The sequence below is a fragment of the Thiothrix subterranea genome (genome assembly GCF_016772315.1).
Lineage (GTDB): Bacteria > Pseudomonadota > Gammaproteobacteria > Thiotrichales > Thiotrichaceae > Thiothrix > Thiothrix subterranea.
This window is the reverse complement of sequence record NZ_CP053482.1, coordinates 3,511,993-3,531,977: the sequence shown is the minus strand read 5'-3', so window position 1 is coordinate 3,531,977 and position 19,985 is coordinate 3,511,993. Positions and strand designations below refer to the sequence as shown.

Annotated in this window: 22 protein-coding genes; 16 read left to right on the top strand and 6 right to left on the bottom strand. The window is 45.0% G+C overall.

What is annotated here, in order from left to right; all coding sequences use genetic code 11:
• Window position 1: 1 nt before the first annotated feature.
• On the bottom strand, window positions 2-559 hold the full coding sequence (locus tag HMY34_RS17455) for a hypoxanthine-guanine phosphoribosyltransferase (protein ID WP_202716707.1): 558 nt from the start codon (window positions 557-559) through the stop codon (window positions 2-4).
• A 183-nt stretch (window positions 560-742) separates the two neighbouring features.
• Between HMY34_RS17455 and HMY34_RS17450 the strand changes: the two genes are divergently transcribed.
• Entirely contained in the window at window positions 743-1,546 is an 804-nt protein-coding gene (locus HMY34_RS17450; protein ID WP_202716706.1) for a hypothetical protein, read from the top strand.
• Between the two features lie 33 nt (window positions 1,547-1,579).
• On the opposite strand, the gene HMY34_RS17445 is transcribed toward HMY34_RS17450, so the two are convergent.
• The 5 genes from HMY34_RS17445 to HMY34_RS17425 all read right to left on the bottom strand — a co-directional run bounded on the left by HMY34_RS17445 (window position 1,580) and on the right by HMY34_RS17425 (window position 8,746).
• On the bottom strand, window positions 1,580-2,596 hold the full coding sequence (locus HMY34_RS17445; RefSeq protein ID WP_202716705.1) for a quinone-dependent dihydroorotate dehydrogenase: 1,017 nt from the start codon (window positions 2,594-2,596) through the stop codon (window positions 1,580-1,582).
• 43 nt (window positions 2,597-2,639) lie between these two features.
• Window positions 2,640-3,527: a protease HtpX gene (gene htpX, locus HMY34_RS17440; protein WP_202716704.1), complete on the bottom strand. Its 888-nt coding sequence runs from the start codon at window positions 3,525-3,527 to the stop codon at window positions 2,640-2,642.
• Between the two features lie 73 nt (window positions 3,528-3,600).
• Window positions 3,601-5,838 (bottom strand): DNA topoisomerase IV subunit A, encoded by a 2,238-nt coding sequence (gene parC, locus HMY34_RS17435; RefSeq protein ID WP_202716703.1) that lies wholly within the window; start codon window positions 5,836-5,838, stop codon window positions 3,601-3,603.
• 117 nt (window positions 5,839-5,955) lie between these two features.
• On the bottom strand, window positions 5,956-7,044 hold the full coding sequence (gene apbC, locus HMY34_RS17430; protein WP_202716702.1) for an iron-sulfur cluster carrier protein ApbC: 1,089 nt from the start codon (window positions 7,042-7,044) through the stop codon (window positions 5,956-5,958).
• Between the two features lie 280 nt (window positions 7,045-7,324).
• On the bottom strand, window positions 7,325-8,746 hold the full coding sequence (locus tag HMY34_RS17425; RefSeq protein ID WP_202716701.1) for an integron integrase: 1,422 nt from the start codon (window positions 8,744-8,746) through the stop codon (window positions 7,325-7,327).
• 188 nt (window positions 8,747-8,934) lie between these two features.
• On the opposite strand from HMY34_RS17425, the gene HMY34_RS17420 reads away from it, so the two are divergent.
• The 15 genes from HMY34_RS17420 to HMY34_RS17350 all read left to right on the top strand — a co-directional run bounded on the left by HMY34_RS17420 (window position 8,935) and on the right by HMY34_RS17350 (window position 19,896).
• Window positions 8,935-9,579: a hypothetical protein gene (locus HMY34_RS17420; RefSeq protein WP_202716700.1), complete on the top strand. Its 645-nt coding sequence runs from the start codon at window positions 8,935-8,937 to the stop codon at window positions 9,577-9,579.
• A 171-nt stretch (window positions 9,580-9,750) separates the two neighbouring features.
• Entirely contained in the window at window positions 9,751-10,203 is a 453-nt protein-coding gene (locus tag HMY34_RS17415; RefSeq protein WP_202716699.1) for a hypothetical protein, read from the top strand.
• A 19-nt stretch (window positions 10,204-10,222) separates the two neighbouring features.
• A complete protein-coding gene (locus HMY34_RS17410) occupies window positions 10,223-10,903 on the top strand; it encodes a hypothetical protein (RefSeq protein WP_202716698.1) in 681 nt (226 codons plus the stop codon).
• Window positions 10,904-11,064: 161 nt separating this feature from the next.
• On the top strand, window positions 11,065-11,922 hold the full coding sequence (locus HMY34_RS17405) for a hypothetical protein (protein WP_202716697.1): 858 nt from the start codon (window positions 11,065-11,067) through the stop codon (window positions 11,920-11,922).
• Between the two features lie 213 nt (window positions 11,923-12,135).
• A complete protein-coding gene (locus HMY34_RS17400; protein ID WP_202716696.1) occupies window positions 12,136-12,552 on the top strand; it encodes a hypothetical protein in 417 nt (138 codons plus the stop codon).
• Window positions 12,553-12,573: 21 nt separating this feature from the next.
• Complete coding sequence (locus HMY34_RS17395) at window positions 12,574-13,458, top strand: hypothetical protein (protein WP_202716695.1); 885 nt, start codon at window positions 12,574-12,576, stop codon at window positions 13,456-13,458.
• Window positions 13,459-13,468: 10 nt separating this feature from the next.
• Complete coding sequence (locus tag HMY34_RS17390) at window positions 13,469-13,825, top strand: hypothetical protein (RefSeq protein ID WP_202716694.1); 357 nt, start codon at window positions 13,469-13,471, stop codon at window positions 13,823-13,825.
• Window positions 13,818-14,360 carry a hypothetical protein gene (locus HMY34_RS17385; protein WP_202716693.1) on the top strand — a complete coding sequence of 181 codons (543 nt, stop codon included), beginning with the start codon at window positions 13,818-13,820 and terminating at the stop codon, window positions 14,358-14,360. Before HMY34_RS17390 ends, HMY34_RS17385 begins: the two co-directional genes overlap by 8 nt.
• A gap of 639 nt (window positions 14,361-14,999) precedes the next feature.
• On the top strand, window positions 15,000-15,209 hold the full coding sequence (locus tag HMY34_RS17380) for a hypothetical protein (protein ID WP_202716692.1): 210 nt from the start codon (window positions 15,000-15,002) through the stop codon (window positions 15,207-15,209).
• Window positions 15,210-15,452: 243 nt separating this feature from the next.
• The gene (locus HMY34_RS17375) at window positions 15,453-16,007 is read left to right on the top strand and encodes a hypothetical protein (RefSeq protein ID WP_202716691.1); all 555 of its coding nucleotides are present in this window, start codon (window positions 15,453-15,455) and stop codon (window positions 16,005-16,007) included.
• A gap of 25 nt (window positions 16,008-16,032) precedes the next feature.
• Window positions 16,033-17,594 (top strand): IS3 family transposase gene (locus HMY34_RS17370; protein WP_202716690.1). Its coding sequence is split into 2 segments (ribosomal slippage): window positions 16,033-16,486 and window positions 16,486-17,594, totalling 1,563 coding nucleotides; the frame shifts between segments, so codons are not numbered across the junction.
• A gap of 25 nt (window positions 17,595-17,619) precedes the next feature.
• Entirely contained in the window at window positions 17,620-18,195 is a 576-nt protein-coding gene (locus tag HMY34_RS17365; RefSeq protein ID WP_202716689.1) for a lipase family protein, read from the top strand.
• Window positions 18,196-18,373: 178 nt separating this feature from the next.
• Window positions 18,374-18,628 carry a type II toxin-antitoxin system Phd/YefM family antitoxin gene (locus HMY34_RS17360; RefSeq protein ID WP_202716688.1) on the top strand — a complete coding sequence of 85 codons (255 nt, stop codon included), beginning with the start codon at window positions 18,374-18,376 and terminating at the stop codon, window positions 18,626-18,628.
• On the top strand, window positions 18,625-19,050 hold the full coding sequence (locus tag HMY34_RS17355; RefSeq protein ID WP_202716687.1) for a type II toxin-antitoxin system VapC family toxin: 426 nt from the start codon (window positions 18,625-18,627) through the stop codon (window positions 19,048-19,050). Before HMY34_RS17360 ends, HMY34_RS17355 begins: the two co-directional genes overlap by 4 nt.
• A 6-nt stretch (window positions 19,051-19,056) precedes the next feature.
• Entirely contained in the window at window positions 19,057-19,896 is an 840-nt protein-coding gene (locus HMY34_RS17350; RefSeq protein WP_202716686.1) for a class I SAM-dependent methyltransferase, read from the top strand.
• Window positions 19,897-19,985: the final 89 nt, after the last annotated feature.

Below are 19,985 nucleotides of genomic sequence, written 5' to 3'. Positions count from 1 at the left end.
TTCACAACCCTTTTACTGCGTAAATACCGTTGGCATTGCGCCAATATTCCTTGTAATCCATCCCAAAGCCAAACACGTAGCGATCCGGTAATTCCAACGCCGAAAAATCACGGTGAACACCTTCAACCCGACGCTCGTGTTGCTTATCCGCCAAAACTGCTACATGCACGCTTGCCGCACCCTGTTCCCAACACCAGCGGGTAATTTCACGCAAGGTATAACCTTCGTCGAGAATATCGTCGAGTAACAAAACATTCCGCCCCGCTAACGATGTATCCGGCTTGTGCAACCAAGCAATCGTTTTACTGCCACTGGTTTTGCCACGGTAGCGCGTGGCGTGCAAATAATCCTGTTCCAAGGGGAATGCCAAGCGCGTCAGCAAATGCCCCGTCAAAATCACGCCACCCGTCATCACGCACAACACCAGCGGGTTTTTATCCGCCAGTTTTTCAGTAATTTCGGTCGCCATCCTATCCAACATGGCAGCAATATCCTCAGCGGAATACAATAAATCAGCGTCTTCCATGGCACGGGCAACGTCAGCAGATGTGATAATCATTTGTTCACCTATTGTTCAAGCAATCTTGGTATTCTAACTTAAATCAACAAATCGTCATGAAAAAACAGAAATATCACGAACAGGTATTGCATTAGCACAATCAGAATATTATGATTTGCTTATATTAATTAAACCCTTTTTACGCGCTGATGAGCGCATTACTCTCCGCTAGAGGTATATCCCATGAAACATACAAAAATCGTACTGATGATCGCATTACTGGCTGCTTCCGGTGCTGCATCTGCTGAATTCTTCGACGGCTTTGACAATGGCAGCGGCGTCGGTCAAGGCCAAGGCCAAGGTCAAGGCAGTACTAGCGGTCAAGGCCAAGGTTACGGCACTGGCGCTGGCGACGTAAACGGCTGGGGTCGTGGCAAAGGCGATGCTGACGGTGAAGTTGATTTCAGCATCACGTTCAAAGGCAAAGGCAAAACCGACTTGGCTGCTGATACTTACGGTCAAGGCCGTGGCGATGGCGCTACCAATGTACAAGGCAGTGGCTACGGTTACGGCGATGGCAACAGCAATATGTACGGCTACAGCAACACTTCAGCTAACGGTGCTAACGGCGGCAACCCTTGGGGCGGCTACGGTATGCAACAAGCACCTGCTATGCAGCAAATGCCTGCTCAAGGTCAAATGCCAACAGCAGCAGCACCTGCTCAAGGTCAAATGATGCAGCAAATGCCTGGCTACGGTTACAGCCCAATGATGATGGCACCTAGCTACGCGATGCAAGCGCCTAGCTTCGAGCAAATCCAAAAGCAAATGGAAATGCAACGCGCTCAAGCTGATGCTTTCTTCAAGAAAGTCGAAGAACAGCGTGCAGCGATGGCTGCTCAACAGCAAAAAATGACTGAAGCCAACAAAGCGGCTGCTCCTGCTGCACCAGCGACAGGCACTTACGCTGCTCCAGCCGCTCCTGCTGCTGAAGTCAAAGTTGAAGCGGCTGCTCCTGCTGCACCAGCCGCTCCTGCTGTTAAGTAATCAGATTTCATCATCTGAAGAAAAAGGCCGGTCTTATCCGGCCTTTTTTGTGGCCTCCACACACTCACGCACCAACCCCGCCCCTCGGTAAATAAATCCGCTGTAAACCTGCACCAAACTCGCACCCGCTGCCAATTTCGCTTGCGCATCCGCCCCCGACAAAATCCCCCCGACCCCAATAATCGGAATCCGGCTATCCATATCCGCCCGGAACTGCCGAATCACTTCTGTCGAATGCTGCGTCAACGGCTTACCGCTCAATCCACCTTGTTCATTGGCATGAGGTAAACCTTGCACCGTTGATTTATCCAAGGTTGTATTAGTCGCAATCAAGCCATCAATCTGCACCTCGGAAAACACCTGCGCCATATCACGGATTTCCACCTCGCTTAAATCCGGCGCAACCTTAATCGCCACCGGCACGTAACGCCCGTATTGCTGGACAAGTCGATTTTGCTCTTCACGTAAAGTGACCAATAAACGCTTCAATTCATCCCCGTATTGCAAAGTGCGCAACCCCGGCGTATTCGGCGAGGAAATATTGACCGTGATGTAATGCGCCACAGGGTAAGCTTTACGCAAACCGATTAGGTAATCATCCGCCGCTTTCTCAACCGGTGTATCGAAGTTTTTACCGATATTAATGCCAATAATACCGGGATAATGCGCTTTGGAGACATTCTCCAGCAAATAATCAATCCCGTGATTATTGAAGCCCATGCGGTTGATAATGGCTTGCGCTTTGGGTAAACGGAACAAACGCGGTTTAGGATTGCCGGGTTGCGGACGTGGTGTCACTGTGCCAATTTCAATGAAACCAAAGCCTAATGCCGCCAGAGCGTCGATGTATTCGCCGTTTTTATCCAGCCCTGCCGCCAAGCCTACGGGATTCGGGAATTCAATGCCCATTACCGTGACAGCTTTGCCCGGCAACGCCGCCGGTTTGCCCAATACGCCGGTTTTGCCAGCCAGTTTCAGGGAATCCAATGCCAGATGGTGTGAGGTTTCAGCGGGAAATAGAAACAGCAGATCGCGTAGGAGTGTGTACACAGAAAAATCCCCGATTCAGGATAAAACCGGGGATTATAGAGGTTTAGTGCATGTTTTGCAGCGCGGCAATGCGGTCTTCCAGCGGCGGGTGGGTCATGAAGATTTTCTTCAAGCCATCGCCCAAACCGCCAGCGATACCGAATGCTGCCATGCCACCGGGTAAATCGTGTACCGCATGAGCGCTTTGCAAGCGTTTCAGTGCATTGATCATTTTCTGACGACCTGCCAAATCCGCACCGGCAATATCCGCTTTGAATTCGCGGTAACGTGAAAACCACATCACAATCGCAGTTGCCAAGAACCCCAGCAGAATATCGGCAATGAACGAACCCACAAAATACCCGATACCCGGCCCGCTGTTTTCGCTATTGTTACCACGGAAGAAGTTATCCACCATCATGCCAATCAACCGCGCAAAAATAATCACGAAGGTGTTCAACACACCTTGCAGCAAGGTTTGCGTCACCATGTCGCCATTGGCAACGTGACCAATTTCATGCCCCAATACCGCTTCGACTTCATCCGCCGTCATGTGGTCTAGCAAACCTTGGCTGACTGCCACCAGCGCATTGTTACGGCTGGCACCTGTTGCAAATGCATTCGGGTCGGGTGAATAGAAAATCCCAACTTCGGGCATTCCAATACCGGATTTTTCGGCTTGGCGGCGCACCGTTTCCACCAACCAACGTTCTTGCGCAGTTTGTGGGTTTTCAATGATTTGCACGCCCATGCTGCGCTTCGCCATCCATTTGGACATTAGCAAGCTGATAAATGAGCCGCCAAAACCCATCACGACCGCCATTATCATAATGCCGCTCATGCTGCCCGCACTCATATTAATGCCGAACAGCCTGCCGATAATATTCATCGACAGAAATAACACAGCCATGACCGCAAAGTTGGTCAGTGCCAGTAAAATAATCCGCATCATGTCTTTCGACCTCTAGGTTAGATGTTATGCCATGAATAGTAGGTTACGCGGGGCGGGATTCAAGTTTTCCTTACTAATTGACGCTTATTTCCAGACCAGTGACATTTTGGTAGCCTTTCGGAAGCAATTTGCCGCGTTTCGCACGTTCACTGCGGTATTCATCCAGTTCCGCACCTTTAATCGTTTTGAACTGCTTACCCGCACGAATCAGCAACGCTGCATTCGCAGGCAAAATCACCGCAAACTGCACGGTTTCATCGGCAATGCCCAACCCGCCTTTTTTCAGGCTGATCAATTTGTTGCCCTTGCCCTTGGAAAGCTGTGGCACATCTTGCAAGCCTATCACCAGCACATAACCCGATGATGACACCAGCACCAGCGAATCGGTGGCAAGGTTTGTCACCAACAAGGGCTGTAAAATCGCCACGCCCTCGCCCACCGTCAGGGTCACTTTGCCCGCCTTCACCCGACTTTGCATCTCGCCAAAGGCACACAAGAAACCGTAACCTTCCGCTGAATGCAGCAAATACTGATCGCTGTCTTTGCCCATCAGCGCGTATTGGAACTTCGCGCCTGCCGGTGGTGCTAACTTACCCGTCAAAGGCTCACCTTGCCCGCGTGCCGATGGCAAGGCATTCGCTGGCAATGTATAGGTGCGCCCAGTGCTATCCAGCAGTACCACTTGCTGGCTGGAACGCCCGCGTACTGAGGTTAGGAATTCGTCACCCTGCTTATAGCTCAATGACGCGGGGTCAATATCATGCCCTTTTGCCGAACGAATCCAGCCCATTTTCGACACCACCACCGTCACCGGCTCGGATGGTGTTAGCGCAGTTTCATCCAACACTTGTGCCGCCGCACGTTCTTGCAGGGGCGAACGCCGTGCATCACCGTACAACTTCGCATCTTCTTTCAATTCTTTGCGGATCAGATTGGTCAATTTAGTATCCGAACCCAGCAATGCCAGCAAGGTTTCTTTTTCCTTTTCCAACTCGTCCAATTCGCCGCGAATCTTCATTTCTTCCAAACGTGCCAATTGGCGCAATTTGGTATCGAGGATGTGATCCGCCTGAATCTCGGTCAAATCGAAGCGGCGCATCAACACCGCTTTCGGCTCGTCTTCGGTACGGATAATGTGGATCACTTCATCAATATTGAGGAATGCCACCAGCAAACCCGCCAACAAATGCAGGCGTTTTTCGACTTTATCCAGCCGCCATTGCAAGCGGCGCGTCACCGTTTGCCGCCGGAACGTCAGCCATTCGGTTAAAATATGCAGCAAATTTTTGACTTGCGGGCGACCATTCAGACCGATCATATTCATATTGACGCGGTAACTGCGCTCTAAATCGGTGCTGGCGAACAAATGCGACATCAGCATGTCCACATCCACGCGGTTGGAGCGCGGCACAATCACCAAGCGCACTGGCTGTTCGTGGTCAGATTCATCGCGCAAATCTTCCACCAACGGCAGTTTCTTCGCCTGCATTTGCGCGGCAATTTGCTCCAGAATCTTGCTGCCTGACACTTGATACGGCAAGGCGGTAATAATAATGTCGCCATCTTCGATTTCGTAACGCGCCCGCATTCTAAACGTGCCGTTGCCTTTTTCGTAAAGCGCGAGGAAATCCGCCGCCGGAGTAATGATTTCGGCTTCGGTAGGAAAATCCGGCGCGGGAATGTGCTGATGCAGATCCTGCAAGGTCGCATTGGGGTGATCCAGCAAATGCAGGCACGCATTCACCACTTCACGCAGGTTATGCGGCGGAATATCGGTCGCCATCCCCACCGCAATGCCGCTGCCACCGTTGAGCAAAATATTCGGCAAGCGGGCGGGCAAAATGGTTGGCTCTTCCAACGAACCGTCGAAATTCGGTTGCCATTGCGCCGTACCCTGCCCCAATTCTTGCAGCAATACTTTGGCGTAAGCGGTCAAACGCGATTCGGTGTAACGCATCGCCGCAAACGATTTCGGGTCATCTTGCGAACCCCAGTTGCCCTGCCCGTCCACCAGCGTGTAGCGGTAGGAAAACGGTTGCGCCATTAACACCATTGCTTCGTAACACGCCGAGTCGCCGTGTGGGTGGAATTTACCCAATACGTCACCGACAGTACGTGCGGATTTTTTGTGTTTGGAAGCCGCCGTCAGCCCTAATTCGGACATGGCGTAGACAATGCGGCGTTGCACAGGCTTTAAGCCATCGCCAAGATGCGGCAAAGCGCGGTCAAGAATGACGTACATGGAATAGTCGAGATAGGCTTTCTCGGTGTATTCCTGTAGCGGGAGGGTTTCGATGCCTTCGTAGTTCATGGGTATCCTTTATGCTGGCGGCACTAATGGGGGCAAAGCATAGGGGGGTACATCGAAGGACGCAAGTAATGGATGTGGCAGCGGTCGTTCTGCCACATCCGTCAGACTCAAACCAAATTAAACGTTCATGATCTTAATGGTCGGGAACTTGGTGCTGTAGTCTTTGGCTTTTTGTGCCAAACGTGACGAGGCTTTGCGGGAAATCTCTTTGTAGATTTGCGTGACCGCGCCATCCGGGTCAGACACCACGGTCGGGTTGCCGTTGTCGACTTGTTCGCGGATTTTGATGTCGAGTGGCAGACCACCGAGGTAGTTCACGCCGTATTGTTCTGCCATGCGTTGACCGCCGCCTTCGCCGAAGATGTGTTCGACTGTGCCGCAGTTGCTGCAAATGTGCATACTCATGTTTTCGACAATACCCAAAATCGGTACTTCGACTTTTTCAAACATTTTCAGACCTTTACGTGCATCCAACAAGGCAATGTCTTGTGGGGTAGTGACAATGATTGCGCCAGATACCGGGATTTTCTGGGAAAGTGTCAATTGAATGTCGCCCGTGCCGGGTGGCAGGTCGATGACCAGATAATCCAAATCGCCCCAGTTGGTATCACCCAGCAATTGCTCCAGTGCTTGTGTGACCATTGGGCCGCGCCAGATCATTGGGGTGTCTTCTTCGATCAGAAAACCAATCGACATGGCTTTAATGCCGTGGTTTTGCATTGGCTCTAGGCTTTTGCCATCGCTGGATTCGGGTTGACCGCTGATGCCTAACATGCGCGGCTGGCTGGGGCCGTAAATATCCGCGTCAAGCATACCGACTGTTGCGCCGTCGGCTTTCAGGGCGAGTGCTAGGTTGACGGCGGTGGTGGATTTGCCTACGCCACCTTTGCCGGATGCGACCGCGATAATGTTTTTGATGCCGTCTTTACGCTTGACGCTTTTCTGCACAGCGTGTGCTGCCACTTGGGTGGTGACGCTGACGTCTGTGTTGGTTGCGCCAGCGGCGGCTAATGCGGCTTTGATTTCTGCTGCCAATTCATCCCGATAGTTGCCCGCCGGGTAGCCTTGCACCACGCTGACGGCTACATTGCCGCCTTCCACACGGATGTCTTTTACTTGATGCAGGGATACGATGTCCTGCTCCAAATAACGGTCTTTGATGCCTTTCAGTAGCGTTTCAACGTGGTCACGGGTCATGTCTGTCATTCTGTTTTCCTCAGTCAACTTGAATATCTGGGCGCGAGTTTACACCATCCTGACGCATACTCGAAATAAGCACCCATTCAGGGATGGTATTACCTAGTGGTTTAGTCGGGAATAGTGTGGGTAAGCAATGGCGCATGATTGCTGGTAATGGTGCTTAAGGTGCGATTAATTTTTGTAATCCGGCGCAATCAAGTGTAAATTACAGCCTATTGTTGCAAAATCAACGCAACGCATCGGGTGGGGTCAATACAGATCAGGGCGGTAGCGTATCTCAGACTCACTACATCATATCGGCGGGGCTGCGCACACTGATACCGGGCGTATTCAGCACATGGGTATAAATCATCGTCGTCGACACATCCGAATGCCCCAACAACTCCTGCACCGTGCGAATGTCATAACCGGATTCGAGCAAATGGGTCGCAAACGAATGGCGGAAGGTGTGGCTGGTAGCGTGTTTGGTGATGCCCGCTTGTTTCACCGCCCGACGAATGATTTTCTGCAAACTGGTTTCATGCACATGATGGCGACGCACCACCCCAGAACGCGGGTCAGCAGCGACACCACTGGAAGGAAACACGTATTGCCAGCGTAATTCTTTCACCGCATTTTGATACTTACGACCCAAGGCATCCGGCAAGTACACCTCACCAAACCCGTTCTTTAAATCCATTTGGTGTTGACGCTCAACAAAAGCGATTTGTTGTTTAAGTGCCTCTTTGAAACGCTCAGGCAATGGCACAATCCGATCTTTAAACCCTTTGGCATTGCGGATCAGCAGTTGGTTGTAATCAAAATCCACATCCAAAATCCGCAAGGTCACGCATTCCATGAGGCGCAAACCGCCACCGTAGAGCAAGCCCGTCATTAAGTGATGCGTTCCTTTCAGGTGTTGGAATACGCGGCGCACTTCATCGCGGGACAGCACCACCGGCAGTTTACGCGGGCGTTTTGAACCGATAAAGTCGCCCAAATCATCCAGCGGCTTTTTCCAGACTTGATTAAACAGGAACGCAAGCGCATTTAATGCCTGCTTTTGGGTGGAAACCGACACATTGCGTTTAAGCACAAGGTATTCGAGGTATTGTTTGACTTCTTTACCCCCCAAATCATGCACGTCATTGGGTTTGTGGAAGTAGAAAAACCGGGAAATCCAACCACGATAGGTTTGTTCAGTGCGCATCGCGTAATTTTTGAGGCGTACCACTTTGACCACTTCAGCTAAGGCTGGCTGGTAACGTTGGTAAAGCTCATTGGAACAACGCTCTTCCCCTTCGAGCATTTCCAATCCCTCCAGACCTTCGAGGGCATCCGTGTAATCGCGGGCAACGGTGGCATGGTTGGCTTCCAACTTTTTCGCCGACGCTGACCAATATTCCCAATCGAAGTCGTTTGCCCAACTTTTTTTCAATGCCAGACAAAACAGAATCCGTATAGCATCGACGACTTGCCCAAATTGCCAGGCTTTCAAGTTGACTTCACGCCCCACTTTGGTGAGATATTCCTCTACCTGTTGGGGTGTATGGGTACGGATATGGTCGTCGGGAAAGTAAGCAATATACTGCTTAGTACGCAACACATACCATGTCACATACTTCTGACTAATGCCTTGTTTAACAAGAAAAAGTGTGTAATTTTCCCAGAACTCATGGGAATACGTAGTTGCCGGTTCTACGGGGCTTCGTGTATGCTTCTTATCCATTAACATTAACTGAATTTTGGGGACACGATTTATGATAATGCCAGACTATGCGGAATTCTCGACGAACCAGATAGGCGGCGTGTGCGCACCGATTGAGCGCAGGCTTCCTATCCTGATATTCCAGAACGCCGCCTAATAAACTGTTAGAAATCAAAATTGACCAACACCAAACATAAAGGAAATCAAAGATGAAAATGTGGGTTTTTAGATTACCAACTGGGCCTGGCGGTGATCCCAATGGAGGAGCCTGCGACGTTAATAAACTAAATGCTTCAGAGATAGCATTGGGCGAGAAAAATTCAGAAGTTCATTGTCATACAAATTATGATAACTGCCTAGATTTTACGTTAGATGAGTTATTTACATTTGGCAACTTAAGACAAGGATGGGGCATTCCTACATTAGATTTACGACTACCTGAAGATGTTTGGTTAGTCAAATATATAATTGCCGCTAAAAAATATTGGAGCGTTGAGGTGGGTTGTGAGGCAGCAAGAGGACGACGCGATATTTTAGCTCATATGTTAAATATGAATAAAGGTGATATTATCTTCTTACCAAAAATATCAAAAAATGGAGAGTCAAAATCGCATTTTACTGTCGCTACAGTATACGACCCATATTTCTTTGAAGATCGCAGCCAAGAAGATATTAAAGATTTTGCCCACACAATAAAGGTGAGTTCTGTAAAAACATTCCCTTATCCGATTGATGATATATCTGATGGTATTTTTGGAGCACCGTTCATGCGTGCTGTTGAGCCAGTTGAAGAACACTACGCACATAATGTTCACAGCCGATTGTTAGGGTTTATTAACAAACATTACCAATAAAATTTCTAACGATTTATTCGACGACGGACGCGGTGACAGCCCGCGATTTTTAACGGCTTACTCCCCGCCGCGCCCGTCAATTCGGACGTTATGCAGATAAATGTAACAGCAGTAAAACCTGATACAGCACAGAACAAAGAAACCAACCTACTTTTATGAAGGATTTATCCAATGAAATTTATAGTAACTATCTTATTTGTTGCAGCACTTACTGGATGTTCTAGCACTCCATCCCACAAAGACTACATAGGAAAAGATGCAGCTATTGTAGAAGGTAGCTTTGCTGGCTTAATTGGTTTTTTAGGTGGTGATGCACACGCAAGAGTTCAAGAGATTGATGGCATAAGAACTCCGGGGGGCGTGACTTCATTCAAAGTATCGCCGGGTGTTCACGAGCTTGGTCTAATTATTATAGGAGATCGTGGCACTGCGACTACCTATATTAAACCCAACCTTCAACCCTCGAAAAAATACCGTGTCACTGGTGATATGACAGGTATCACGGCAAAAATACGACTGTATGATGTTACGTCAGACACTCAATCATTGGTCACTGAAGAACGTAAAGAAATAACCCCCAATGCTCCGCAACCTATGGTTATCATGCCTGTAATAGTTAAATAAAATATATTAAGAGAAATAAATGGACATAGAATATTTCCTCAAGAGCCGAACTAAATTCATTTGGTATTTCTACGAAAATGCTTCAGCTCCATTTTGTAAAATCATATCAGCTATTGAAGATGAAGAAGAACCTTACATTCCCATATATAGTGAAAACCCAGAACCACCGTTTTGGCAAGAATGGAGTGAAGCTAAAATAGGCTTTGATACCGTTGGACATACAGCACTGTCCATGCTTTCATCTTCATTACAGCTTTTTTTAGAAGAATGGGTTGATCGTTTAAAAAAGCAACATAATCAAAAGCTTAAATTAGACAAAAATAATGGCTGGCTTAATGGGTACTTAAAAATAATTGAAGAATTAAATTTGGATATAACAAAATGCCCTGCAAACTTAGATACTATTAAACAAATAAGAATAGCTAGGAATAATGTTCAACACCCCAAAATAATCAGCTTATTGAATATTCCTTATTCAAAAAATAATTTGGATCAATATCCTCATCCATTTTTCGCACAAGAAGATGAGATTCAATTATTAACTGAATTGTTAACTGACAAAGCTGATGCGGTAGCTTTACACTGGTTTAAGCCATCCGTTGCAATTACAAAAGAAAAAGTTGCTACAGCTATAACGGAAGTTGAGTCCTTTTGTAGTTGGTTAGAAGCAGAATATTGGAAAGTAAGGAATAAGGCATAACGAGATTCTCGACGACGGACGCGGTGACAGCCCGCGACTCTGATTTAATTACTCCCCGCCGCGCCCGTCAGATTTGACGTTAGCAGGTCATAGTGAATCACCAAAGTTAGTGTTTTAAAACAAAATATAATTAATCCATTATACGATAAATTCATCATTATATGAGCAAACCATCACAAGTAAATTTAACTGCATCTTTAGAATATCCCATCGCAACTGCTTACGACTTGGAAATGCTATTAGGACAGGAAGTAGTAGAAAATTTAGTTGCTGATTGTACTATTTATGCGATAACTCAACGACCAGCTATATATTTCGATAATGTAAATATCAAAGAACTAGCGCGTGGTAGATTTATCTGTCAAATAACAGATGGCAAAAATATACCAATCGACTGCTTTTTTAACATACCTGTTGAAGAATGGGACGTTTTAAACGTTGAGTCAAAATTTTATAGCAAAAAAGAAAAGAAAGATGCAAGCAATGATTTTTTTAACAAAATAGAAGCGATACAAATTCACCTAAGAAATAAACCACCCATGTGGATTAGCGCAAATGTTTTCATTTATCTACATTACAACTCACCTCTTCACTACAAAATATCTGGGAATATTACACCATATCTAATACATAAATTGCATTATATTGGACAAACGACAAAGCAAAACATCACAAAAAGGTTGGCACACCATAGAAAATTGACTAGGGTTATTACGCTTGAAGAACCTGTTAACAATAATAATATAGGAACTCCTCATGAAATAACTATTATGACTTTTAAAATAAACTCTGACGACGAAGCTATTTCCGGGATTCACATCACAAATGAAATTGAAGCTGCTTTAATTAATAAATTTCAACCATTTTACAACGAAGTGAAATATAATAATTATCCAAATATCGAGAATGGATTTAAAAAAATAAATAAGGCACTTTGGCAGTTTGAAATAAAAAATTTACCAATAAGCCTATATACAGAAAAATACAGCATGAAAAACTCTATAATTGAATGGGAATAAGATTGCTAACGAGTGTGTCGACGACGGACGCGGTGACAGCCCGCGATTTTACCCAACTTACTCCCCGCCGCGCCCGTCACACGAGACGTTGGCTTTTCAATCTACCAATTATCAGTAAAAATAACTATTTTATCGGTTGATGAGCATAGTTGTTAGAATTAATTGACTACATTTGAAGACTTCAAAGGGTTTAGGTAGTCAAGGATGATGACAATGAATACAGTTAGCAGCCAATCTCGGAATACTAATAGTGTTAGCCATCAAGCCACGCAGTTCAGGACCTCTTCAAAGGGTAGCTCTTCTTTAGCCGCCAAATTCGATAACATAAGTTTTACACCTCCCGCAACATTGAAGCAGAACTTCGCCAAAGTTGCCGAGCAACATACGAAGGCTATTCGTGAAGTGGCTACTCAAGGTGTAGGTTTTGTGAAAGGAGTCGGTGAGGTCATCGGCGAAACAGCATCAGGACTTTACACGTTGGGTAAAAATTCTGCCGCCACCTATATTGACATTGTTGAAGGTGGAAAACTTGATTTGGCAGATAAGATAATTAGTACTACAACTGGACATAAAATTGAACGCCCTGAATGGATGCCCAATCGACAACGTGGGGTCGAACGGTTGGAGTAAGGAGGAAAAGTATTACAAGGAGTGATAGAAAATCCTAAAGTACTTTGGCAGGCAGTAGCTGACCCTATTAAAGAAGATTGGAATGCTGGGCGATATGGGGAGGCTGTTGGGCGAGGTACAGCGGAGGTTGCGGGAATATTCTTAGGCTCAAAGGGAATGGATAAACTAAGTGTAGCAAACAAAGCTGCTAAAACTGTTTCCCATCTTGATGATGCGGCTTCTGTTTATAAAAAAGAACATATACAGAATACGAAATTTAATCATCAAGGTGTTCCGTTGGATTTAGTCAATGATGTCGCCACATATATGGGAAAAACAACACAAGAAGTTGAAAAAATGTATGATTCATTGAAAAATACTAATGGGATTGATTACAATTCCTACCTTGACAAAGCTGTAAACAATAACCAGCGTGGAATTACAAAAGAAGATGCACACTATGTTTTTGCATATACTACAAATCTTTTTTATGAAAAAATGAATCAAGAGTTAAGAACGACTGGAAAATTGAACAATCAAGCAGGAGAAAATATATATAATAAATTAGTGGCAGCTTTGGATAAACTACCTGATAGCCCAAATAAGTATTATAGACATCTCGAAAACTTAACTGACGATATAACCACGCTCATAGATAACAAATATAAAACAGGCAATGTAGTCACAGAAAGAGCTTTTTTATCAGCCGCTGATGCTCCTAGTCCAGATTACCAGAATGGATTATCGCGAACTTTTATAATTAATGCAACACACTCTGCCAAAGACATATCAGAAATGACATTAAATACCGAGCTTGCTTCAAAAATAGGAGCAAATCCAATGAATAAAGAAGTTGTTATAATTCCTCCCATTGAAGTTAAAGTCATAAAAAATATTAACGATAGTTTCTATTTAGATACTTTATAAAGGAATATTTATGGTTTTATTATCAAATTTAAACAGCATAATAAGTGATGGGGGTTATTCTTCAATTTCCGAAGATAAAAAAATTCAATTCTGGGTTTGGTATATTCATGCAGCACAAAGAAATTGGATTGATGCTTGCTCCATAGCAGGCATATCTAGTAATGACTTTTACTTAACAAAAAATATTTATGCACTAATGGCTGACAATGAATCTAATATTGACAATATAATTCTTGATGTTATGTATAATGTAGTGACTGAATCTTATTTATATCCAGATGACTTCATTGAAAAATCATTTTTAAATTTAAATAGAGTTGATCTTCTGGAGTCCTACCAAAAGAAATATGAGAAATCAAATGGATAAAAACATATTGCATAAAACTCTAGTACACGAGTATGGACAACCTCAAGTATTTTTCAGGGATACTACTCTCGATACTATAATTTCTACAAAATATCAATCTGGTATATTCTTGCGAGAACCTACATTTTGTGATGCAACGTACAAGTTAGGTGGTTTACTTGGAAATCAACGCTTTTATATTATTTCAACTAATGCTCATTATATTGATAAAGCTCTCTCTCATTCTAAATGGGGTTTGTGTATCTGGAAACCAAATACTCACTTTAAGGTAATTGGTCGAATAGATCAAGCTGGTAAAACTCAAATCACACTGCTTGAAGTACCAGAAATATTGTTACCATTTTTTCAAAGCTCCCAATCTGCCTATATTGAAGAACTTTTTGTCCATCAGGCTCATGAACACTTTGTACAGGCATTAGAATTACCGATATTACCAGAGCTTGATAGTATCGAATGGCGGCAGCGTGTCGCTCATCCCTTGGGAATGGATAAAAATGGAATATTTTTCCCGATTATGCAACCTGATTCCGATTAAAATATCCAAATTACACCAGAGTTTATTCCCATTAATTAATGAGCCAACAAGTTATTCGACGACGGACGCGGTGACAGCCCGAGACTTCGCCCAGCCTACTCACCGCCGCGCCCGTCAATTCAGACGTTGGCGGAGCGATGTCTCATTCTTAACTTTCTGCCATAGAGTAAATAACTTATGGAAATATGAAGATATCGCAGCACAGCTTATTTCTCCTTATATCTATTTCAACTTCCTGTTTCTTGGTGAATTGGTTCGAATGGTATTTGAAAAAAATTTCCATATATGATTTAAAAAAGCAAGTCTAGCAATGAGCAATTTTCTACCGCACTTTTAAGTAGCTTAGATTGCGCGAATTATAATGGAGATGATTTAATTGATTGCTATGACAGTATGTGAACTTTTCTGGAGTTATTCTATGTGTAATTATCAAGATCCCCTAAATGAAAACATTCCCAAGCTGGCTTTAAACGGTAATTGTTGGGTAAGTGGCTGCTATTGTCTAGAGTTCATAGGTAGTGGTGATATATGTCAAACTTGCCATCACGAATATCGTATGCATGAAGGCTGGAGAAATGGTATTCCATCAGATAGAGATGACGATGACGATGATTTTGACTTTTAATAAGGAGCGTAGCTATGGATCCTATTTCAATGTTCGTAGCATTTGTAGCCTATAGAACATGGCTGGAAAAAAATAATTCTTCATCACCTCCACCACCTCCACCACCTCCGTCACCTAAAAAATCAGTCAAAAGACCGCCATTTAGGAATCCATCGAATGACGATGACGATAATGGTGATAATGATGGCGGTGATTTTGGAGGAGGTGATTTTGGAGGATTCTAGCTTTATAGTTATATCCGTCCCAAATGAGTTTTCGGTTTTCCCTATATTTAGAAGAAACCCTTCCTAACCCATAGTTTTACACATAAGTCGAAAAATAGTTATTAAATCGCAACTATTTATCCGCTGATAATACGCCAACAAGTTATTCGACGACGGACGCGGTGACAGCCCGCGACTCTGATTTGATTACTCCCCGCCGCGCCCGTCATGCTGGACGTTAGACTTACATAAAGCAATCACACTATGACTTATCAATATGCCTTTGATGAAATACATCAACTTCTTAAAAAATACAAAAAAGAATGGGATAGCAAACAATATGATACGCCTACAATTCGTTATATTTGTGCATTATTTGCCGAGTTAGCATATTATCAAATCCCCGATTTTGAGTTAGATAATCAAAAAAGAGGTAGTTTGTTTAGCTTTTCTTTCCTTAAGAGAAGAAAAGCAAAGAGAGTTCCATCAACAGAATATTCTCGAATATTCACAAAAGGTATTGATACAAATATCCAAGAATATATGAGGTCGCTAGATATTCAGATTTTATTTTTAATTGTTGATGTTAATATTCTTGTAATTGGGGTCAAGATCAATAGATTTTTGTTTATAACATTTAGAGGAACTAGATTTTTATTTGACTGGAGAATAAATTTTCAATCAAATTTAAAGAAATTGACTTTTTCAAAAAAAATTGATTATTTATGGTTTTTAGGTCATGATGTTTCTTTGTCAGTAGAGACTTACCCTATGTGTCAGCCTACTTGTCGCGCCCTCTTTTCATCTCATTTAGAATGAGAAGGGCGACCTAAAGGACAAGGACATGAAACATTACACAGCAGACAGTAAAGCCGCGATCATCAAACGCCTGATGCCGCCCAACCCTGTATCGGTAGCCACACTGAGCAGCGAAACGGGTATTCCCAGCGCGACGTTGTACAACTGGCGCAAACAAACCCAAGCCAGTGGTCAAGCCGTCCCCGCTACTGCCAAGCATTCCGACCATTGGGCAGCCGCTGACAAGCTCGCCATCGTGTTTGAAACCCGCAGTCTGAACATCGCTGAATTGGGGGAATATTGCCGTAAAAAAGGGCTTTACCCCGAACAAATCAAAGCATGGGAAGCCGCCGCCCTGAGTGGCTACCAGCAGCAGGAACAGCTCGACAAACAACGGTTGCAACAAAGTAAAGAAGACCGTAGCCGCATCCAGCAACTGGAAGCCGAATTGACCCGAAAGAACGCTGCCTTGGCTGAAACTGCTGCCCTGTTGGTGCTCTCAAAAAAGTCCCGTGCCATCTGGGGGGACAGCGGGGAATGTTAATCTCCCCTGCTGACCGCCAGATGGCACTTCAACTTCTCGCTGAAGCCGTGGAAGCCGGAGCGCGGCGACATAAAGCCACTGAAATCCTTGGCTTAAGCAAGCGTACCTTACAACGCTGGAATAAAGCCGATGCCAGTCTGGTAGACCGGCGGACAGTGCGTACCCACCTACCGGCTAACAAGCTCAGTGAGGCAGACCGCCAACAGGTGCGGGACATTGCCAACAGCGAAGCCTTTAGCAGCCTTTCGCCCAAACAAATCGTCCCTGCCTTGGCTGACCGTGGCGAATACATCGCTTCTGAATCGACCATTTACCGCATCCTGCGTGAAGCCGACCTGATGCACCATCGGGGACGCACCGCAGCACCGGTTGCCCGTCCTGCCAAACCTGAAGGCTTTTGTGCCACCGCTGCCAACCAAGTATGGAGTTGGGACATCACTTATTGCGCCAGTGCGCTGCGTGGGGTGTTTTACTACCTGTACCTGATCATGGACGTGTACAGCCGCAAGATTGTTGGTTGGGAAGTGCATGAAACCGAATCGGCTGACCATGCCGCCACCTTGGTGCGTAAAGCCTGCCTCGCCGAGCAGGTACAAGAAGATCAAGTCACCTTGCATTCTGACAACGGTTCACCCATGAAAGGCGCGGTGATGCTGGCAACCTTGCAAAAGCTGGGGGTTGCACCATCCTTTAGCCGCCCGTCGGTTAGTAATGACAACCCCTATTCGGAAGCTTTATTTAAAACCTTCAAATATCGACCTGATTATCCCGCTAAGCCATTTGCTGACATTGACACTTTGCGGCAATGGGTGCACGGTTTTGTGCAATGGTACAACCATGAACATCGCCACAGTGCCTTGCAATACGTCACGCCCATGCAACGCCATACCGGTGAAGACATCGTGCTGCTACAGCAACGCACCGCCGTTTATGCACAAGCCAAGGCTAACAAACCGGAACGCTGGAGTGGCGATACCCGCGATTGGTCACATGACAATGAAGTTTGGCTCAACCCCTCGCAGGGGCAGGCAAACGATGAGATACAGATGAAAAAGACAGCCTGATTTTTAATCAGAAGTGACAAGTAGCTTGACACCTACCGCTTATGGAGAGTTTCATTGCGGTTTTACAGAAGAATCGTACAGAATCAGTCTTTTAATAAAAAATGAAATGACTAAAAAAGGACTATCTGATATTGAGCATATTTTCTTATGCGGGCATTCACTAGGTGGTGCGGTCGCAGCCATTTCTGAGAAGTTATTAAGAACTACAATAAATGAGCTATCTTCTGATCAATGTAAAGTTTCCACATACATTTATGGCTCTCCAAGATATTCTGATATTTCTTCCTACATTTCATCGCCTTATCCTCCAGCTATACAGATAAGGCGTCTTGGGGATATGGTTCCTTTCGTTCCACTTAAGAAAATGGGATACACTGATCACCCATATTCATTCAATACAAATGGAAAAACAGACAAATACAAATTAAATGATAGATGGTTGCCATATATGTGGTTTCCCTTCTTTATTAAAAAAGTGGAGCCTCATTCTATGGAGTCATATAGAAAAGAACTTGCAAAAACTGCCGAAGTAGATGCGTTAGATTTATCCTTAATCTCATTAGAAAAGTTGAGCAAGATAGATAGTTCAGATAAAGAATAATAAAAAAGTCTAACAATAATATCGACGACGGACGCGGTGACAGCCCGCGATTCCGTCCAGTTTACTCCCCGCCGCGCCCGTCATATTGACGTTCTGCACATAGATTCCTCACTCACTTGACAAAATCCAGAAAAGAAAATACCGTCTAGTCTGTCCAGTTTAATTTGAGATTGAAGCTATGGAACAGAACATATGGCAACTCCAAGATGCAAAAAGCAAATTCAGCCAATTAGTCGATAGTGCAATACACCACAAACCTCAGTTTGTCACTAAACATGGGAGCAATGCTGTCGTTATCATTTCATTTGAAGATTATATAAAATTTATTAAGCCAAAAGATGATTTGGTATCATTCTTCAGAAACTCGCCTCTGGCAGAAAGTGGGCTTGATTTCTCAAGAAATAAAGATATGCCAAGAGATATTGAACTATGAAATACCTACTAGATACCTGTGTTATCTCTGAGGTCATAAAAAGAGAACCAAATAAAAATGTTATTTCATGGTTGCAAGCTCAAGATGAAGCTAATTTATTTTTGAGCATATTAACGTTTGGTGAAATACACAAAGGCATTCAAAAAGATCCCGATCAAAATAGAAAGCAGAAATTAAAGATATGGGTTGAAGAAGACCTAAAAAAACGCTTTGAAAATCGAATTATCCCCATTGACTTAAAAGTTGTGACTAACTGGGGTTCTATTCAAGGTTTAGCGGAACTAGCTGGAAAAACAATGCCAACCCTAGATGGGCTTATAGCTGTTTCAGGATTAACTTACAATTGTACTGTAGCCACAAGAAACACCTCAGACATGGAACAAAGCACCGCAGAGCTATTCAATCCTTGGGAATATCACTAACGATTTATGCCCAACTACTACCTCCACACAGACAACGCCAAACAAGCGTTGGATGCCATCGCCGCAGGGCTTCCCCTCGTCCGGCTTTCCACCGACCTGAATCTTTCCGAACAAGATTTTGCCCTAAATGATCAAAGTCTAGTGCTCGACGCAGACAATCAACTCTCCATCGACACCCTCAAAAGCATCATCAAAAAGACCCAACGGATCTACCTCTGTCGCGATGGCGCAATGACTCCCTTGGAAGACCGTAGCACAGGCTACTACAAGCTCGTTCCCACCGCTGGCGCACCGCTGCTAGAAATTAGCGGTGTCAAAATGCACATTTCCAAGGGAACCGACCCCTTTACCAGTGCTTCCGAGATGGCTCAACAAGCCGTGCGCAAGGGTGACAAAGTGCTGGATTGCTGTAGCGGCTTAGGCTACGCCGCCATCGCTGCCCACCGCCTAGGCGCAAGCGAAGTACTCAGCATCGAACTAAGCCCAGAAGTCATGGGGTTACGTGCGCTAAACCCTTGGTCAAACGACTTGAAGCAAACGGGAATCGTGCAACACCAAGGCAGCAGCTACGAGCTAATAAGCACCCTGCCTGCGGCTTCCTTTGATGCGGTCATTCACGACCCCCCGCGTTTTTCCCTCGCTGGAGAGCTATACAGCGAAGAATTCTACCGCGAAATCTTCCGAGTGCTACGCCGCGACGGACGACTCTTTCACTACACCGGCAATCCGCACGTCGTCAAAAAAGGCAGCAGCTTTGTCGATGGCGTTATCCACCGCCTCAAAGCAGCAGGCTTCAAAAACGTGCAAAAAGTCGAACACCTGATGGGTGTCAGCGCACAAAAATAACCGCAAAAAAAAGCGGCTCGTTGTTCAAGCGAGCCGCCAACCGGTTTCTCACTTACGTGAGGAGTCAAACTCAAAATCTCTCTCTCTTA

What these genes read in the sequence shown, in the direction of transcription:
- apbC (WP_202716702.1), bottom strand. Translation starts at nt 7,044, where the DNA reads ATGACAGACATGACCCGTGACCACGTTGAAACGCTACTGAAAGGCATC.
- HMY34_RS17380 (WP_202716692.1), top strand. Translation starts at nt 15,000, where the DNA reads ATGGATCCTATTTCAATGTTCGTAGCATTTGTAGCCTATAGAACATGG.
- HMY34_RS17410 (WP_202716698.1), top strand. Translation starts at nt 10,223, where the DNA reads ATGGACATAGAATATTTCCTCAAGAGCCGAACTAAATTCATTTGGTAT.
- HMY34_RS17390 (WP_202716694.1), top strand. Translation starts at nt 13,469, where the DNA reads ATGGTTTTATTATCAAATTTAAACAGCATAATAAGTGATGGGGGTTAT.
- HMY34_RS17385 (WP_202716693.1), top strand. Translation starts at nt 13,818, where the DNA reads ATGGATAAAAACATATTGCATAAAACTCTAGTACACGAGTATGGACAA.
- HMY34_RS17425 (WP_202716701.1), bottom strand. Translation starts at nt 8,746, where the DNA reads ATGGATAAGAAGCATACACGAAGCCCCGTAGAACCGGCAACTACGTAT.
- HMY34_RS17405 (WP_202716697.1), top strand. Translation starts at nt 11,065, where the DNA reads ATGAGCAAACCATCACAAGTAAATTTAACTGCATCTTTAGAATATCCC.
- HMY34_RS17355 (WP_202716687.1), top strand. Translation starts at nt 18,625, where the DNA reads ATGAAATACCTACTAGATACCTGTGTTATCTCTGAGGTCATAAAAAGA.
- htpX (WP_202716704.1), bottom strand. Translation starts at nt 3,527, where the DNA reads ATGATGCGGATTATTTTACTGGCACTGACCAACTTTGCGGTCATGGCT.
- HMY34_RS17360 (WP_202716688.1), top strand. Translation starts at nt 18,374, where the DNA reads ATGGAACAGAACATATGGCAACTCCAAGATGCAAAAAGCAAATTCAGC.
- HMY34_RS17375 (WP_202716691.1), top strand. Translation starts at nt 15,453, where the DNA reads ATGACTTATCAATATGCCTTTGATGAAATACATCAACTTCTTAAAAAA.
- parC (WP_202716703.1), bottom strand. Translation starts at nt 5,838, where the DNA reads ATGAACTACGAAGGCATCGAAACCCTCCCGCTACAGGAATACACCGAG.
- HMY34_RS17420 (WP_202716700.1), top strand. Translation starts at nt 8,935, where the DNA reads ATGAAAATGTGGGTTTTTAGATTACCAACTGGGCCTGGCGGTGATCCC.
- HMY34_RS17450 (WP_202716706.1), top strand. Translation starts at nt 743, where the DNA reads ATGAAACATACAAAAATCGTACTGATGATCGCATTACTGGCTGCTTCC.
- HMY34_RS17455 (WP_202716707.1), bottom strand. Translation starts at nt 559, where the DNA reads ATGATTATCACATCTGCTGACGTTGCCCGTGCCATGGAAGACGCTGAT.
- HMY34_RS17415 (WP_202716699.1), top strand. Translation starts at nt 9,751, where the DNA reads ATGAAATTTATAGTAACTATCTTATTTGTTGCAGCACTTACTGGATGT.
- HMY34_RS17350 (WP_202716686.1), top strand. Translation starts at nt 19,057, where the DNA reads ATGCCCAACTACTACCTCCACACAGACAACGCCAAACAAGCGTTGGAT.
- HMY34_RS17400 (WP_202716696.1), top strand. Translation starts at nt 12,136, where the DNA reads ATGAATACAGTTAGCAGCCAATCTCGGAATACTAATAGTGTTAGCCAT.